8 protein-coding genes are annotated in these 15,236 nt (G+C 71.3%); 4 read left to right on the top strand and 4 right to left on the bottom strand.

The window, feature by feature from the left end:
- Positions 1–9: 9 nt before the first annotated feature.
- Positions 10–1,509: a zinc metalloprotease gene (locus tag D7V93_RS20475; protein ID WP_120645022.1), complete on the bottom strand. Its 1,500-nt coding sequence runs from the start codon at positions 1,507–1,509 to the stop codon at positions 10–12.
- Between the two features lie 207 nt (positions 1,510–1,716).
- Here D7V93_RS20475 and D7V93_RS20470 point away from each other — a divergent pair, with 207 nt between their 5' ends.
- Positions 1,717–4,410 carry a DEAD/DEAH box helicase gene (locus D7V93_RS20470; RefSeq protein WP_244237402.1) on the top strand — a complete coding sequence of 898 codons (2,694 nt, stop codon included), beginning with the start codon at positions 1,717–1,719 and terminating at the stop codon, positions 4,408–4,410.
- A gap of 549 nt (positions 4,411–4,959) precedes the next feature.
- Positions 4,960–7,065, top strand: a complete 2,106-nt coding sequence (fusA, locus tag D7V93_RS20465; RefSeq protein ID WP_120645020.1) for an elongation factor G — start codon at positions 4,960–4,962, stop codon at positions 7,063–7,065.
- A 64-nt stretch (positions 7,066–7,129) separates the two neighbouring features.
- Here fusA and D7V93_RS20460 read toward each other — a convergent pair whose 3' ends face one another.
- Positions 7,130–7,972 carry an SDR family oxidoreductase gene (locus tag D7V93_RS20460; RefSeq protein ID WP_120645019.1) on the bottom strand — a complete coding sequence of 281 codons (843 nt, stop codon included), beginning with the start codon at positions 7,970–7,972 and terminating at the stop codon, positions 7,130–7,132.
- Between the two features lie 107 nt (positions 7,973–8,079).
- On the opposite strand from D7V93_RS20460, the gene D7V93_RS20455 reads away from it, so the two are divergent.
- Positions 8,080–9,102 carry an AraC family transcriptional regulator gene (locus D7V93_RS20455; RefSeq protein WP_120645018.1) on the top strand — a complete coding sequence of 341 codons (1,023 nt, stop codon included), beginning with the start codon at positions 8,080–8,082 and terminating at the stop codon, positions 9,100–9,102.
- 196 nt (positions 9,103–9,298) lie between these two features.
- Positions 9,299–10,567, top strand: coding sequence for an RNA polymerase sigma factor (locus D7V93_RS20450; RefSeq protein WP_120645023.1), 1,269 nt, complete (start codon positions 9,299–9,301; stop codon positions 10,565–10,567).
- A 161-nt stretch (positions 10,568–10,728) separates the two neighbouring features.
- Here D7V93_RS20450 and D7V93_RS47405 read toward each other — a convergent pair whose 3' ends face one another.
- Both D7V93_RS47405 and D7V93_RS45025 read right to left on the bottom strand, forming a co-directional pair.
- Positions 10,729–12,930 (bottom strand): DUF4082 domain-containing protein, encoded by a 2,202-nt coding sequence (locus D7V93_RS47405; protein WP_120645017.1) that lies wholly within the window; start codon positions 12,928–12,930, stop codon positions 10,729–10,731.
- A gap of 167 nt (positions 12,931–13,097) precedes the next feature.
- The coding region (locus D7V93_RS45025) for a phage tail family protein (RefSeq protein ID WP_158623801.1) at positions 13,098–15,236 on the bottom strand (2,139 nt) is incomplete at its 5' end.

Here is a 15,236-nt window from a genome sequence, read left to right as displayed (position 1 = left end):
GGCCCGGGGCTACTTGCCGGCCTTCGCCTGCTCCCAGGTCATGCAGGGCTCGGTCTTCTCGGGGGTGACGAGGAACGGCTGCGAGCGGCTCAGGCCCTGGGTGGCGCCCAGCCATGCGTCGCCGATGCTGCCCGCGCCGTCGAACACGAGGGCCGTCCAGTCGTTCTGCGACGCGGTGAAGAGGTCCAGGGTGTCTCCGTCGCCGTTGAGGTCCCGGGCGATGTAGTTGGTCTGGATGCTCCCGTTGGCGTTGAAGTCGAGGTTGGCGCTCGCGGTGCCGCTGACGAACGTGCTGTTGAGGCGCACGCCGTAGTGGGCCAGGTCCGCCTCGGTGGTGGGGCTCAGGGGCGCGAAGGCGTAGAACTCATTGACGGAGGCCTCGCTGACGGAGGCGATGCGCAGGCGCGAGTAGTCGAGCACGCCGTCCGTGCCGTCCACGCGCAGGCCGCCCAGCTGGTACACGTAGCTCATCAGGCTCAGGTAGTTGGGCTTGTAGTTCACGTCCTCGTTGCCGCCGTGCCGCAGGCCGATGTTGTGCCCCAGCTCGTGCATGAGGGTGCCGGCCTGCTGCTGCTCGGTGCCGCCCGGGACGCCCCAGTTGCCCAGCGTCATGATGAAGTCGTGGGCGGGGATGCCGCGCGAGATGCCGCTGGAGCCGCCGGCGTTGTAGTGGTCCGCCACCAGCAGGTAGTGGAAGTAGGGCGCGCGGCGCGTGTTGAAGTACTTGGCCTTGATGACGTCGAAGTCCGTCCACACGGGGTTCAGGTCCGTGTCCACGTCCGCCGCGGCGATCTGCTGATCCGCCACCAGGTGCAGCGCGATGCCCGTGGAGCCGTCGTGGTTGGTCACCGGCGCGGCGGCGAACGCGGCCGTCACGCGGTCCATCGCGGCCTGGGTGGGCTTGAGGCCGGGGTAGTAGTCCATCTCCACGAAGATGTCCTTCTTCCGCGGGTTCGTGCCGTAGTAGCGCAGGTCCACGCCGCCATAGCCATACAGCTCCGCGTAGTCGCTGAGGCGGTCGCCGTCCGTGTCGGAGCTGTACGGGTTGGTGCCGTAGCGGCTCTCCGCGGCGTCACAGATGCCGTCGGCGTCGGAGTCCACGGCGGTGGTCAGACACAGGTACACGGTCTGGACGTTGGAGATGTCATAGGTGTTCCCGTCCTGGGTCACCTGCTCGTACTTGGGCTTGTGATACACGCCCACGGAGCGATAGCCGGTGCGGCTGTAGAGGAGCCGGAGCGCTTCCTGGCCGGAGGCCACGGTGAGCAGCTGCACGTGGTCCTCGCCGTTGTGGTTGCCATACGCGTCGAAGACGTAGAGGCCCGACGACTCGGTCTGCTGGAAGGTGGGGTTCGCGCCACAGCCATTTCCGGTGCAGACGCCAGAGGTGACCGTCACGGTCACGTCCTGGATGGCGCTGCCCGTCGCGGCGTCGTTGACGTAGCCGTAGACACAACCGTTCAGTCCGACAATGGCCATGGCGGCCGTCAGCAGGTTCTTGCGAAACATGTATCCCCTCGAAGGAGTCAGGGGCTGGGCCCCAGGCACCAGCCGCTACCTTTACGGCGCGCGGAATAAATATTCTCCGCGGGCCGCACGAGGCTCCATTTCGCCGCGGGGGACGGCGGCGGGGCCGGCATGGGCCTGGACGTGAGTCGAGTCCCAGACCCGCTGGGACGTGCTCCGTCCACGTCGGTGTTCCCCTGGGCGCCGCGAGTGCGTATCACTGGGGTCGTGCGCACGCCCACCGACCGCTACCTCCCGCCTCGCGCCACTCCTTCCTCCCCCGTGGCGCCCCCGCGCGGGCGCGTGGTGGTCATCGCGCCCACGCGCGCCGCCTGCGAGACCATCGAGCTGGCGCTCGGCCTGGAGCTGCGCACGTACCTGGAGGAGCACCACGGTGAGCGCCTGCGGGAGCTGGCCCGGGGCGGGCAGGGGTTCGGCATCGTCGCGGGCACCGGCACGGGCAAGACGCTCGCCATCCGCCCCATCGCGGAGGAACTCGTGGGGCGAAAGCCCCTGCGGGTGGCGGTGGTCAACCGCGAGCGTGAGGCCACCGCGGAGACGCCACTCAGCGACGTGGTCATCGTCACCACGGGCATCGCGCGGCGCTGGTTCCAGGACGGCGCCATCCGGCGCGAGGACACGCTCATCGTGGATGAGATCCACCAGACGTCGGCCGAGCTGGAGCTGTGCCTGGCGCTGGGCAAGCGCGTGGGCAGCCGCTTCATCTGGCTGTCCGCCACGGTGGATCCGGCCTTCTACGCGCGCTACCTGGACAGCGCGGACGTGCTCCAGGTGTCCTCCTTCGACCCGAGGAAGGCGGCCCTCGTGGAGGTGGAGCGCCGCCAGCCGCTGTCCTTCCTGGACGACGCCTTCCTGAAGGACGTGCAGCGGCGTGGGCGCGGCGTGGGCGTGTTCCTGGCCACGCGCGCCGCGGTGGAGGAGGCGGCGGCCCACGTGCGCGACGACTGGCCGGAGATCCACTCGGCGCACTATCACGGTGGGGAGCCGCTGCGCGCCATCCGTCCCTTCCTGGAAGGCAGCGCGCCCCGGCCCTTCGTGCTCGCGATGACGGCGGCGGGCCAGAGCGCGCTCAACGTGCCGGGGCTGGACACCGTCGTCATCGACGACATGCGCTACACGAACCTGGTGGAGGGCGGCCGCAACGTGCTCACCCGCGTGCACCTGGGCAGCAACGAGCTGCTGCAGATGGCGGGGCGCGTGCACGGGCGCGTGGAGGGCGGGCGCGTCTTCATCCTGAGCGACCGGACGCTCCACTTCGCCTCGCTCAAGCCCACCGCGCCGGAGTTCCAGCTCGCGGGCGAGCCGGAGCGGGTGGCGCTCACCGCGGCGGCCCTGGGCGTGCGGGCGGACGAGCTGGACCTGCCGGTGCCGCTGGACCGCACGGCCTACCGCCGGGCGCTCGCGAAGCTGCAGGCGCGCAACATCGTGGATGAGCACGGAAGGCTGTCCGAATACGGCCGCGCGGTGGAGGCGCTGCCCGTGGAGCGCCCCTGGGCGGAGCTCATCGTCAACGCGGAGGACGCGCTCCTGCCCTTCCTCGCGGTGTGCAGCGCGGTGGAGTCGCTGCACCGGATGACGCGCGAGGAGCGCAACCTGGACGGGGTGCTCGTGCCCGGCAGCGACCACCTGACCGCCTACAACCTCTACGCCGAGGCCTTCGGCGAGGCGGGCGCGGTGGGCGAGGTGCACGGGCTGCCGCGCCACCTGTTCGACCCGGAGAAGTTCGCGGCCTGGGCCGAGATGCGAGGCGTGCTGGTGAAGGCCGTGGAGGACGCGGCGCTCGCGATGGCGAGCGTGTACCGCAGCGTGGGGGTGGCGCTGCCCGCGCGCATGCCCTTCGCGAACACCCGCGTCTACCAGCGCTTCTGCGACCTGCTCGCGCGCTTCATGCCCTTCGACCTCGTCATCGACGAGCGCACCGCCTGGGGCGAGGTCGCGCGGGTGTCGAAGACGAGCGTGTGCGGCAACCTGGGCGCGGTGGCGGGCTCGCTGCGCTACTTCGCCGACCGCAATGGCAACTCACAGGCCGCCATCGACGGCACGCAGCTGCCGCAACCCCTGCTGCGCCGCTACGCCCGCCGTCAGGCGATGTCGCCCGCGTACGACGCGCGCTACCGCTCGGTCATCCTCGAGCGCCGGCTGGACTACTTCGGCTTCGACCTGGAAGTGGAAGTGGACGTGCTGCGCGCCTGGGGGCCGGAGCTCGCGAAGGCGGCCCGGCACGCGCTCGCGGAGGCGCTGGCGCGAGGCGACGCGCCCCATCCCGCGGTGGACCGCCACCGGACCGCCATCGCGGAGGTGCGTGAGCTGTGGCGCCGCTCCGGCGGGCTCACCCCACCGCTCGGGTTGCCGGAGCTCACCGCGCTCTACGAGGCGCAGCTCGACGGCGTGGACACGCTCGACGAGTTCAAGCAGCGGCCGCTGCGGCTCGACCTGGAAGCGCTCGTGTCGTCCAGCGTTCGTCAGCTGCTCCTGGCCCTCCCGGACGCGGTGGAGGTTCGCGAGCAGGAGGTGCCGCTGGAGTACGACGTGGAGGAGCTGTCGGACGGGGCCCTGAGGGGCGTGGTGCGGCTGCACCTGCCGGAGAAGCTCGCCCGCACGCTGGTGGAGGAGGAGCTGCCGCTGCTGGACCGTCCCCTGCGCTTCAGCGTCGCCCGGGGACGGCGCGGCGTGCTCCAGGCACGCTCGCTCCCGGAGCTCCAGGAGCTGCTCGACCGTCCCTGGATGCCGGATGAGATCGCCGAGGCCACCCGGGAGCGGCCGCCCCGGGGGCAGAGAGAGGAGCGGAGCGGCCCGAAGCGCGGGAGCGGCGGTGGCCGGGGCCAATACAGTAAGCCGTCCGGCCATGGAGGCCGGCGGGGCGGTGGCAGGCGACGGCGCTGAGGCTGCGTGCGGTCAGGCCGCAAGGTGTTCGCCGCGCCCGCCCCGAGCCGCCGCCGGCTGCGCTTCCCGCGCGACCGCGAGCCAGTCGTTCCAGGAGCAACATTCCTTGCACCAAGAGCCGGAACCCACGGTCCGCTCCCAGCACTCCGCGGTGCCTGCATTGACATCGCGGGGTGTCTGTCTTATTTCAATTCCGTCATGAGGCCCGTCTCCATCCACACCCTGTCGTACGCGCGCGCTTTCGCGCCGACGGCGGACGTGCGCCTCGCCCCCCGTCACGAGGTTCTGCTCGATATTTGAGCAGGCGGACCGGTGTATTCCGGTACGCGGGGTGGCTGGTTCCCGTGTTCCGTGAGTCCTGGTTCCGCCGACAGCTCCAGCGGTGTCTTCGTGTGTCCTCACGCGTTCCTGAGCGGGCCTGACGTGCCCCTCCGGTGTGCCGCGCGTGCGTGCGCCTGACGGCCTTCCGCCGCTGCCTTTCCTCTCCACCACCAGCGCCATTCAAACCCACCCGCGGGCCTCGCTGCCCGACGGGAACAGGAGTCCTTCATGTCCCGCACCACGCGCATCGAGCGGTACCGCAACATCGGCATCATGGCCCACATCGACGCGGGCAAGACGACGCTCACCGAGCGCGTCCTCTTCTTCACCGGTCGCATCCACTCCACGGGAGAGGTGCACACGGGCTCCACGGAGATGGACTGGATGCCGCAGGAGAAGAAGCGCGGCATCACCATCACCTCCGCGGCCACCACCGCCTTCTGGTCTCCACGACACGGGCGCGTGGCGGGCGTGCCCCACCGCATCAACATCATCGACACGCCGGGCCACGTGGACTTCACCATCGAGGTGGAGCGTTCGCTGCGCGTGCTCGACGGCGCGGTGGCGGTGTTCGACGCCAGCCAGGGCGTGGAGCCCCAGTCGGAGGCGGTGTGGCGTCAGGCGGACCGCTACAACGTTCCGCGCATCGCGTTCGTCAACAAGATGGACAAGGTGGGCGCGGACTTCGCCATGAGCGTGAAGTCCATGGAGGAGCGGCTGGGCGCGCGCGCGGTGGCCGTGCAGTGGCCCCTGGGCGACGGCGCGGACTTCCACGGCTTCGTGGACCTGGTGCGCATGCGGGCCGTGTGCTTCGAGGGAGAGGAAGGACAGTTCAGCGACGAGGAGACGTTGTCGTCGGCGCTGCGCGAGGAAGTGACGCCGCTCCGGCTGCGCCTCATCGAGGCGTGCGCGGACGTGGATGCCGTGGTGCTGGAGAAGTTCGTGGAAGGGCGCCTGGAAGACATCACCGCGGAGGACCTGGAGCGCGCGTTGCGCTCGGGCACCCTCTCGCGAACGCTGGTGCCCGTGCTGTGCGGGTCGGCCTTCAAGAAGAAGGGAGTGCAGATGCTGCTGGATGCCGTCGTCAACTACCTGCCCGCGCCTTCGGACCTGGCCGCCGTGGAGGGCTGTGTCCCCGGAACGGACGAGCGTGTGTCCCGTCCCGTGTCGGACGCGGCGCCCCCCAGCGCCCTGGCGTTCAAGCTGATGAGCGACAAGGCCGTAGGCGGCATCGTGTTCCTGCGCGTGTACTCGGGCACGTTGCGCGCGGGCACCGTCCTGCTCAACCCCGCCACCGGGCGGCGTGAGCGGGTGGGCCGCCTGATGTTCATGCACGCCAACCGCCGCGAGGAGGTGGCCCAGGTGCATGCGGGCGACATCTGCGCGGCGCTCGGCCTCAAGGGCGTGCGCACGGGCGACACGCTGTGCGACCCGGCGGAGCCGGTGGTGCTGGAGGCGTTGGGCGTGATGGAGCCCGTGGTGCAGCTCGCCGTGGAGGCGCGCTCGCCCGGGGAGCTGCCGAAGCTGGAGGAGGGACTGCAGAGGCTGGCGGCGGAGGATCCGTCGCTGCGCGTGGGCGTGGATCCGGAGAGCGGCCAGGTGCTGCTGTCCGGCATGGGAGAGCTGCACCTGGAGGTGGTCGTGGACCGGTTGAAGACGGAGTTCGGGGTGGAGGCGCGCGTGGGACAGCCGAAGGTGGCGTACCGCGACACGCTCCGGCGCGCGGTGCGCCAGGAGTACCGCCACGTCCGCCAGTCGGGCGGGCCCGGACAGTACGCACGCGTGGTGCTGGACGTGGGGCCGGCGCCGCGGGGCGCGGGGTTCGTCTTCGTGGACGACACGCGGGGCGGCACCATTCCCCGGGAGCTGATCCCGGCGATTGAAAAGGGCGTGGCCGGGGCGCTGGCGCGGGGCGTGCGGGACGGCGTGCCGCTGGTGGACGTGGAGGTGCGGCTGGTGGATGGAGACACGCACGTGAAGGACTCCACCCCCCAGGCGTTCGCCATCGCGGGTTCGCTGGCGCTCCAGGAGGCCGCGAAGCGCGCAGGCGTGCAGGGGCTGGAGCCGGTGATGGACGTGGAGGTCACCACGCCGGAGGAGTTCCTCGGCGAGGTGCTGGGGGACCTGTCGGCGCGGCGGGGAAGGGTGCTGGGGATGGAGGCGAAGGGGACGTCGCGGAGCGTGTCCGCGCGCGTGCCCATGGCGCGCCTCTTCGGCTACGTGACGGCGCTGCGCGGCCGCACGCAGGGACGCGCCCAGGCCAGCATGCGCCTGGGAGCGTACGAGCCGGTGCCCGACGCGGTCCCCGCGTCCGTTGCTGAAGCGCGGGTGTGACGTGAACAAGGCGGCCCCGGAAGCCCGATGGATGGGTTTCCGGGGCCGCTGTGCGTCGGGTGTTTCAGGTGAGGCGCTTGCCCATCTGCTGGAGCAGCGCGTCGCCCGTCGCGTCCTGCGCCTTGAGCGCGAAGAAGGCGCGCATGGCGTCGGAGGTGATGTAGCGCAGGTGGGGCGCCTGGGCGGTGGCGGCCTCGACGATGAGCTTCGCGATGTCGTCCGGCGACTGGCCTCCGTTCGCGTACAGCTTCGCGGACTGCTGCATGTAATTGCCGAGCAGGGCGCGGTACACCTCCGGCCCGTTCCCCTGCGTGCCGTTGCCCGTGGCGAGCACGTTGTTGACGAACTCGGTGTTCACCGGGCCGGGCTCCACCAGCGAGACGTGGATGCCCAGCCGCGCCGCCACCGGTGCGAGCGCTTCCATGAAGCCCTCCACCGCGAACTTCGCCGCGCAGTAGGCGTCGTTGAAGGGCTGGCCCACGAGCCCGCCGATGCTGCTCAGGGAGATGATGCGCCCCGAGCGCTGCTCCCGCATGGCGGCGAACACCGCCTGCGTCACGCGCCACACGCCGAAGAAGTTGACCTCCATCGTGCGCCGCAGAGCCTCCTCGGAGGTCTGCTCCATCGTGCCCAGGTAGCCCGCGCCCGCGTTGTTCACCAGCAGGTCGATGCGGCCGTGGGCCTGGAGTACGTCCTTCACGCAGCCCTGGACGGAGGCGTCGCTGGACACGTCCAGCGTGCGGACGTGGAGGCGCACGCCCTCGGCGGCGGCGCGGGCCTTGAGGGCCTCCGCGCGGGTGCTGTCGCGCAGCGTGGCCACGACCTCGAAGCCCTGGTGCGCCAGGAGGACGGCCGTGCTCAGGCCGATGCCGGTGGACGTGCCCGTGACGAGTGCGATGGGTGCCATGATAGGTTGCTCCAGACGTGGCGCCGTGGACGGCGCGTGCGAGGCCCAGGGTTAGCACCGGGCACGGCGCCGGGGACTGACCCCACGCGCCAGGGAGTTGACCCGCGATGCCACCGACCTCCCGAACGCGGGTGCAGCTGCCCCGCTCCTTCTGCGTCTCCTTGCGGGAGGCGGGCGTGGACCTGGACGCGATCGCGCGGCGGGTGGGCGTGGCGTCCGCGGCGGAGCACATGACGCTGGCCCAGTCGGATGCGTTGCTGGACCAGGCGCTGCTGGCCGTGAAGGATCCGTCGTTCGTGCTCACCGCCACCGCGCGGCTGCGCCCGGAGCTGTTCGGCGTGGTGGGGCTCGCGGCCATGGCGGCGCCGGACCTGGGCACCGCGCTGGCCCGCCTGGAGCGCTACAAGCGGCTCTTCTCCTCGGACACGCTGGAGGTCACGCGCACCCGCGAGGGCGCCCGCATCCGCCTGCACCTGGGGCGTCCGGATCACGCGTCCGCGTCCTTCCGTGCGGAGCTGGAGTTCACCTTCCTGGTGGCCTTCAGCCGGCGGATGACGGGCACCCAGGTGGTGCCCCTGCGCGTGGAGCGGCGCGGGCCTCCCGTGGCGCACCGGGGGCGCAGCGAGGCGTTCCTGGGCGTCGCGGTGAGCTACCGGCAGCCGCAGGACGTGCTGGTGCTCTCCGCGCTGGACCTGGCGCGTCCGCTGGTGAGCAGCAGCCCGGAGCTGGCGGGACTCTTGGGCCCGCGCGCGGAGGCGCTGCTGAAGGAGCGGGGCACCGACGACGTCGTCGATCAGGTGCGCGCGGTGCTGCGCCGCATGCTCCACGGCGACGAGCCCACCCTGGACGCGGTGGCCCGGGCGCTGGGCCTCAGTGCGCGCGGCCTCCAGCGGCGGTTGTCGGAGGCGCGCACGTCCTTCGTCACGCTGCTGCGCGAGGTGCGCTGCGACGTGGCGTGTGAGCACCTTGCCGGGACGGACATCGCCCTGGCGGAGCTGTCCTTCCTCCTGGGCTTCTCTGAACCGAGCGCGTTCCACCGGGCCTTCCGCCGCTGGCGGGGCGTGACGCCCGCGGACTTCCGCCGCGCCTCCAGGGCCCCTGCGCAGGGCCGGAACACGGGCCGCGCCTGAGCGGCACGCTTCGGGCCGGGAACCCGGTGTTCAGGGGCCGGGCCTGGCTGCCCGCCGACTGCAGGGATGGGCGGGCGGTGGGATTGTTCCCCGGAGGTGCTTCCCTCGTCTGGCCATGTCCTGAAGCGTGAGGGCCCGGGTGACACTCCGTCGTCCGGGTTTGCACCGGTGGACAGAGGTGATTGAGTCCGCCGCCGTGACGGACGACACCCAAGCACAGCGCGCGGTCCACGCGGTCTGGCGGATCGAATCCGCCCGGCTCATCGCCGGGCTCGCGCGCATGGTGCGTGACGTGGGGCAGGCGGAGGAGCTCGCGCAGGACGCGCTGGTTACCGCGCTGGAGAAGTGGCCGGTGTCGGGCGTGCCGGACAACCCGGGCGCCTGGCTCATGGCCACGGCGAAGCGGCGCGCCATCGACGAGATGCGGCGGCACAAGTTGCTGGCGCGCAAGCACGAGGAGCTGGGGCACGGGCTGGAGGAGGCGCAGACGCCGGACCTGGACGCGGCGCTCGACGACGACGTCGGCGACGACCTCCTGCGGCTCGTCTTCACCTCCTGCCACCCGGTGCTGTCCCCGGAGGCGCGGGTGGCGCTCACGCTTCGGTTGCTGGGCGGCCTGACGACGGAGGAGATCGCCCGCGCGTTCCTCGTCCCGGAGCCGACGGTGGCCCAGCGCATCGTCCGGGCCAAGCGGACGCTGGCGGAGAAGGGCGTCCCCTTCGAGGTCCCCCGGGGCGAGGAGCTGGCCGCGCGGTTGGCCTCGGTGCTGGAGGTCGTCTACCTCATCTTCAACGAGGGCTACTCCGCGACGGCGGGGGACGACTGGATGCGCCCCGGGCTCTGCGAGGACGCGCTCCGCCTGGGCCGCATCCTGGCGGAGCTGGTGCCGAACGAGCCGGAGGTGCACGGGCTGGTGGCGCTGATGGAGATCCAGGCGTCGCGGGCGCGGGCACGCGTGGGGCCCTCCGGCGAACCTGTCCTCCTGTTGGACCAGAACCGCGCGCTGTGGGATCAGCTCCTCATCCGCCGGGGCCTCGCGGCGCTGGAGCGCGCGGAGAAGCTGGGAGGCGCGAAGGGCCCGTACGCGGTGCAGGCCGCCATCGCCGCCTGTCACGCGAGGGCGCGGACGCCGGAGGCCACGGACTGGCCGCGCATCGCGGCGCTCTACGCGGTGCTCGCGCAGCTCGTGCCGTCGCCCGTGGTGGAGCTGAACCGCGCGGTCGCGCTCTCGATGGCGTTCGGTCCCGCGGTGGGACTGGAGCTCGTCGAGCAGCTCAAGGCCGAACCGTCGCTCAAGAGCTACCACCTGCTGCCGAGCGTGCGCGGCGACCTGCTCCAGAAGCTGGGGCGCCTCCAGGAGGCCCGGGCGGAGTTCGAGCGCGCGGCCTCGCTCACCCGCAACGCCCGGGAGCAGGAGCTGCTCCGGGCCCGTGCGGCGGCGTGCACCCGCGAGCTTCCTTCCTGAGCCGCTGACCCTGGCGGGAGGCCTGGCCCGCGGAGGCGAGCCGTGCAGCTCCTCGCTGGCCGCGTCCCGCTCCGCCTGCCGCTTCGCCACGAACCCTGGCGTGACCCCAGGGGAACGGCGGGCATCCGTCCAGCATCCCCGCCGTCCCCGCTGTCACGCGCTTACGGTCGGGGCGACAGCTGGATGTTGTCGATGTTCGTGTCCCACCCGTTCGACGTCGCGATGCGGAACACCGTGCAGGGCTGCAGCCAGTTCGTCACCACGTGGGTCACCTGTCCCGCCGTCAGGGGGAAGGTGCGGGTCGGCAGGTCCAGGCAGCTCAGGGTGAGCGTCGCGCCGGTATCCCAGGTGAACGCGTCCAGACCGATGACGTGCCGCTGGCCGAACACGGAGAGGCCCGCATCGGTGATGCCGCCGCCGTTGAAGGAGATGCTCTTCGTGTCGAACCCGCCCCACGGCGTGGCGATGAACCACTTGTCGGTCAGGAAGTGCATGGGGCCGTTCGGGCCGTTGAGGACCTCGTTCTCCCCCGCGAAGGTGTCGAAGGTGAGGACGTTGGTGGACGGGCCCACGACGATGGGCAGGGTGGTGGTGTTGTTGCCCGGCACGGTGTCCGTCTCCGCGGACGAGACGGTGGCCACGCTCTGGAACGTCCCGGAGCTCATCGGGATGGCCGTCACGTGGATGGTGGCACTCGCGCCCGCCGCCAGACTCGGCATGTCGCACTGCAGGTAGCTGCCGAAGTAGCAGCCGCCGCCGACCGGCGTGGCCTCGTAGAAGAAGTAGTTCAGGCTGGCGGGGATGGGGACGTCGAGGACGACGTTGGTGGCGGCGCTCGTGCCGTGGTTCGTCACGGTGATGTCGTAGAAGAGCGCGTCACCGTTGGCGCCCGTGCCCGCAGGGAAGGACTGCTGCACGGAGAGGTCCACCGGGGACGTGCCGCCGGAGGTCGCGGGCACGAACGTGACGTCCACCCAGAAGTTGGTGTTGAGCCACGCCTCCGTGGGGAAGGCGCTGCCGTTGAGGTTGCGCACCCCGTTGCCGCTGGCCGCGACGGTGGACGGCGCGTGCAGGGGCGGCATGTCCACGCCCGCGGTGTTGAAGTAGTTCGTCGTGATGGCGTAGCGGCCCCCGGTCGCGAAGTACGACACGACATAGGTCGTGTTCGCCGCGAGGCTCACCGGCGTCGGGAACGTCAGCTCGCGCCAGCCGAAGCCGCTCTCCGCGGGCGCCTGCGTGGTGGTGGCCAGCAGCGTGCCGGTGGCGCTCCACAGGTGGCCCACGTGCGGCCCGTTGTCGGTGCTGCCCTTGTAGTAGCGCACCTTCGTCACCGTGCCCGCCACATCCGTGCGGAACTTCACGCCCACCTCGGCGGGGGTGGTGTCGGCGTTCTCGAACTGGGGGTTGCCCGTCACTGTGTTCCACAGGCTGCACGGGTTGCAGGCGGTGTTCGCCAGCGTGGTGGCGGTGGCGGTCGCGGAGGCCACGCTCACGTTGCCGGCGGCGTCACGGCCGCGCACGGTGTAGGAATACGCGGTGGAGGGCGTCAGGCCGGTGTCGCGGTAGCGCCCGGTGGTGCCGGACAGCTCCGCGATGAGCTGGCTGCCCCGGTACACCAGGTGCGCGCGAGCGTTGCCCTGCGTCTCGCCCGAGCCGTCCACGGAGGCGTACCAGGTCAGGTCGATGGCGGTGGACGAGTTGGGCGTCGCCACCACGTTGGTGGGCGCGCGCGGGGGCGTGGTGTCGTTGGGCTGGAAGGCCACGTCCACCCAGTAGTTGCTGGCCTGGAAGCTGTCGGTGGGAAAGCCGCTCGTGCTGTAGTGGTAGAGGCCGTTGCCCGCGCCCGTCGCGTTCGCCGCCGCGTGCAGGGGCGGCGTGTCCAGCGCGGAGGCGAAGCCATTGCTCGTCACCGCGTAGTGCCCCGCGGGCGCGTGGTACGAGACGACGTAGTTCGTGTCCGCCGTGATGTTCACCGGCGTGGCGAAGCGCACCTCCTGCCAGCCCGAGGCCGTCTCGCCCTGGAAGGTGGCGGTGGCCAGCAGCGACCCCGTCGCGGACCACAGGCTGCCCGTGTGCGTGCCCGTGTTGCCCGCGCCCTTGTAGAAGCGCACGCCCTTGAGCTGCCCGGGCGCGTCGCTGCGGAAGCGCATGCCCAGTTCCACCGCGGCGCTGTCGTTCGCGGCCGCCACGGCCGGCACCGCGGAGGCGGCGAAGAGGGCGCGCTCACCCGTCAGCAGCGGCTGCGCGGCCTGCTCGGTGCGCGGTGTCTCCTGGGGCGCCTGCTCCGTGGGACCACAGCCCGCCTGCACCCAGGTGAAACCCACCACCAACGTCGTGACCCATCGCGATGCATGTCGAAGCACTTGGACTCCTTCGGGTTGAAGACAGGCGGTCGTTCTCACACCCATCGTTCCGGAGTCGAGTGTTTCACAAGAGGGTGACACGTTTGTGTTTCAGGGGACGTGGATGATTCCTTGAAAGGGCATGCGCATCCGCTGGGAGCGCGTGCCGTCCGTTCCCAGCGGAGTGCTCAGACAGTGGGCGGAGGCGCCAGGCCATTCTCGCGGATCCACGCGGCGGCGGCCTTCAGGCTATCGGGGTACCTGGGCGTGATGGCGCGGCTGGGCTCCAGCACCTGGATGGAGTTGGCGCGGCCCCGCTTGTTGAGCCTGCCGTCGTCGCCCACCCAGAGGCTGTCGCTGCTCGCGGTCTGCTTGAAGGTGCCCGATTCCTTGTCGAAGTCCACGCGGTGGGCCACGTGGATGAATGCATCCAGGTGTTCGCCGTCCTGCTGCGACAGGTGCTGGAGCAGCGCGGCAGGAGTGACGTCGAGCGTCTTCGCCACCTGTTGGATGAAGGGCCCCACGTTGGCGCGGTCTGACGTCAGGTCATCCAGCTTCTTCGCCGCGTCCTCCGGGACGCCCGCGGCCTTGAGGAACGCCTGGGCGTCGCGCTCGTCGGCGTGTTCGGCCTGCTTGCCCTTCACGGCGTCGACGATGAAGCCGCCCACGACGCCGCCCGCCACCAGCAGGGCGCCGACGATCTGGCCCGCGACGGGGACGGCCTGGATGGCGGTGGCGGCGGTCAGCGCGGCGCCGCCCACGGCGGAGAGGGTGCTGGTGATGCCCTTGCCCGTGTCGCCGTTGGCGAAGCTCACGCCGGCCTGGACGAAGTCCGCGACCACGGAGAGGGGGCCCGCGAGCTTGCCGCCCACGGAGCCCACCTTGCCCAGCCCGGAGCCCACCTTCGACGCGAGCGAGCCGGTGGTGGCGGTCTGGCTCAGCACCTCCCCCGCGAGCTTCGTCCCATCCGCGCCCAACTGGAGCGCGCCGCTCGCGGTCTGGAGCGCGACCGCCGCCTTCTCCCGGCCCTTCGGATCAATGGCGCCCGTCACCACGCTGAACCCGGAGAGCGCGACCCCCAGTCCACGGAAGGCCTGTCCCGCGGGCCGGTCCGGGGCGAGGCCCGGGACGAGCGGGGTGGTGTCCTTGAGGGTCTTCTGGAGGTCGGCGATGCCGTTGGGGGCGCCCGCGGCGAGGTCCTTGAGGTTCTGGCTGAGGAGGGCGGCGTCCTGCGCGGAGACGCCGAACAGGTCGTGCGTCTTGCGCAGGCCATCGAAGACCTGTGAGGCGCGGGCGGGATTCGTCTTCGCCTGGGACAGGATGCGCACGCCCGCGGCCTTGGCCACAACCGTGGCGGCGCTCTCCGCCAGCGTCTTCGCGTCCTTCGCGTAGCGCACGCCCTCCTTGGCCTTGGTGAGGAACGACTTGCCGCCCGCGCCTTCCTTCTCCAGCGCGTCGCCGATGGCCTTCTGGCCCGCGGGGGTATCTCCCAGCTTCTGGACCTGCTCGTAGGCCTTGTTGGATTCGTCGCCCAGGTCCTCGTGCAGGTCGGAGCGGCCCTGGGCATTGCCCACGCCCTCCAGGGCCGCGGACAGCTTCTGGCTCTTCTCCCCCAGCTCCGCGTACTCCGGGTGCCGGGCGCGGTAGGCCTCGGCGCCGGCCTCCACCTGCTTCATGTCGAGCGACCCGGAGAACCCCGTGGTCAGTCGGGCCAGCTCCTCGTTGAGGCCCTCGGTCTTCTTCAACGCCTTCTCGAAGTCCTCGCGCGCGTCGCGGATGCCCTCGGTCGTGGCCTGGCCCACGTTCTCCGAAGCCTTGGGCTTGCCTGCCTTCTTCAGCGCGTCCGACAGGGCCACTCCAAAGGTGGCGCCGTGCCCGTCCTTGATGCCGTCCTTGACGGCGCGCGACAGCCCGTTCTCCTTCTTCGTGTGCAGGTTGATGTCCGGGATCTTCGAAGCGAAGGTGGTCGCGAGCCGCTCGCGGCTGTAGTCGGTGAGCCCCTCGGAGGCCTGGGTGAGGCTGGCCAGGGTGCCCTTGACGACGTCGGCGTCGGGCCGGCCATCTTCCAGCGACGTCACCCGGCCGAACTCCTGGATGGAGGGCAGGGACGCCTCGATGAGGGCGGCCTGCTTTCCCGGCTCCTTGCCGAAGCCCGCGAGGCTGCGGCGCAGCTGCTCCGCGCCCTCGGCGACGCCGCGCTTCGTGGCGGCCTCCACCTGCTTCGCCACGTCGGCGACGCTCGGGGTCCGCGAGCCATCCGCGGGGGCCTTCACGGAAGTGTCGAAGGTGTCCCGGGGCGCGGCTGCCTTCGCGGCGGGAGGCGGGGC

The sequence above is a fragment of the Corallococcus llansteffanensis genome (genome assembly GCF_003612055.1).
In the GTDB taxonomy this organism is placed as follows: Bacteria; Myxococcota; Myxococcia; order Myxococcales; family Myxococcaceae; genus Corallococcus; species Corallococcus llansteffanensis.
This window is presented reverse-complemented; position numbering and strand designations above follow the sequence as displayed.

Coding starts and splice junctions, on each gene's coding strand:
- D7V93_RS20475 (WP_120645022.1), bottom strand. CDS start 1,509: ATGTTTCGCAAGAACCTGCTGACGGCCGCCATGGCCATTGTCGGACTG.
- fusA (WP_120645020.1), top strand. CDS start 4,960: ATGTCCCGCACCACGCGCATCGAGCGGTACCGCAACATCGGCATCATG.
- D7V93_RS20460 (WP_120645019.1), bottom strand. CDS start 7,972: ATGGCACCCATCGCACTCGTCACGGGCACGTCCACCGGCATCGGCCTG.
- D7V93_RS20455 (WP_120645018.1), top strand. CDS start 8,080: ATGCCACCGACCTCCCGAACGCGGGTGCAGCTGCCCCGCTCCTTCTGC.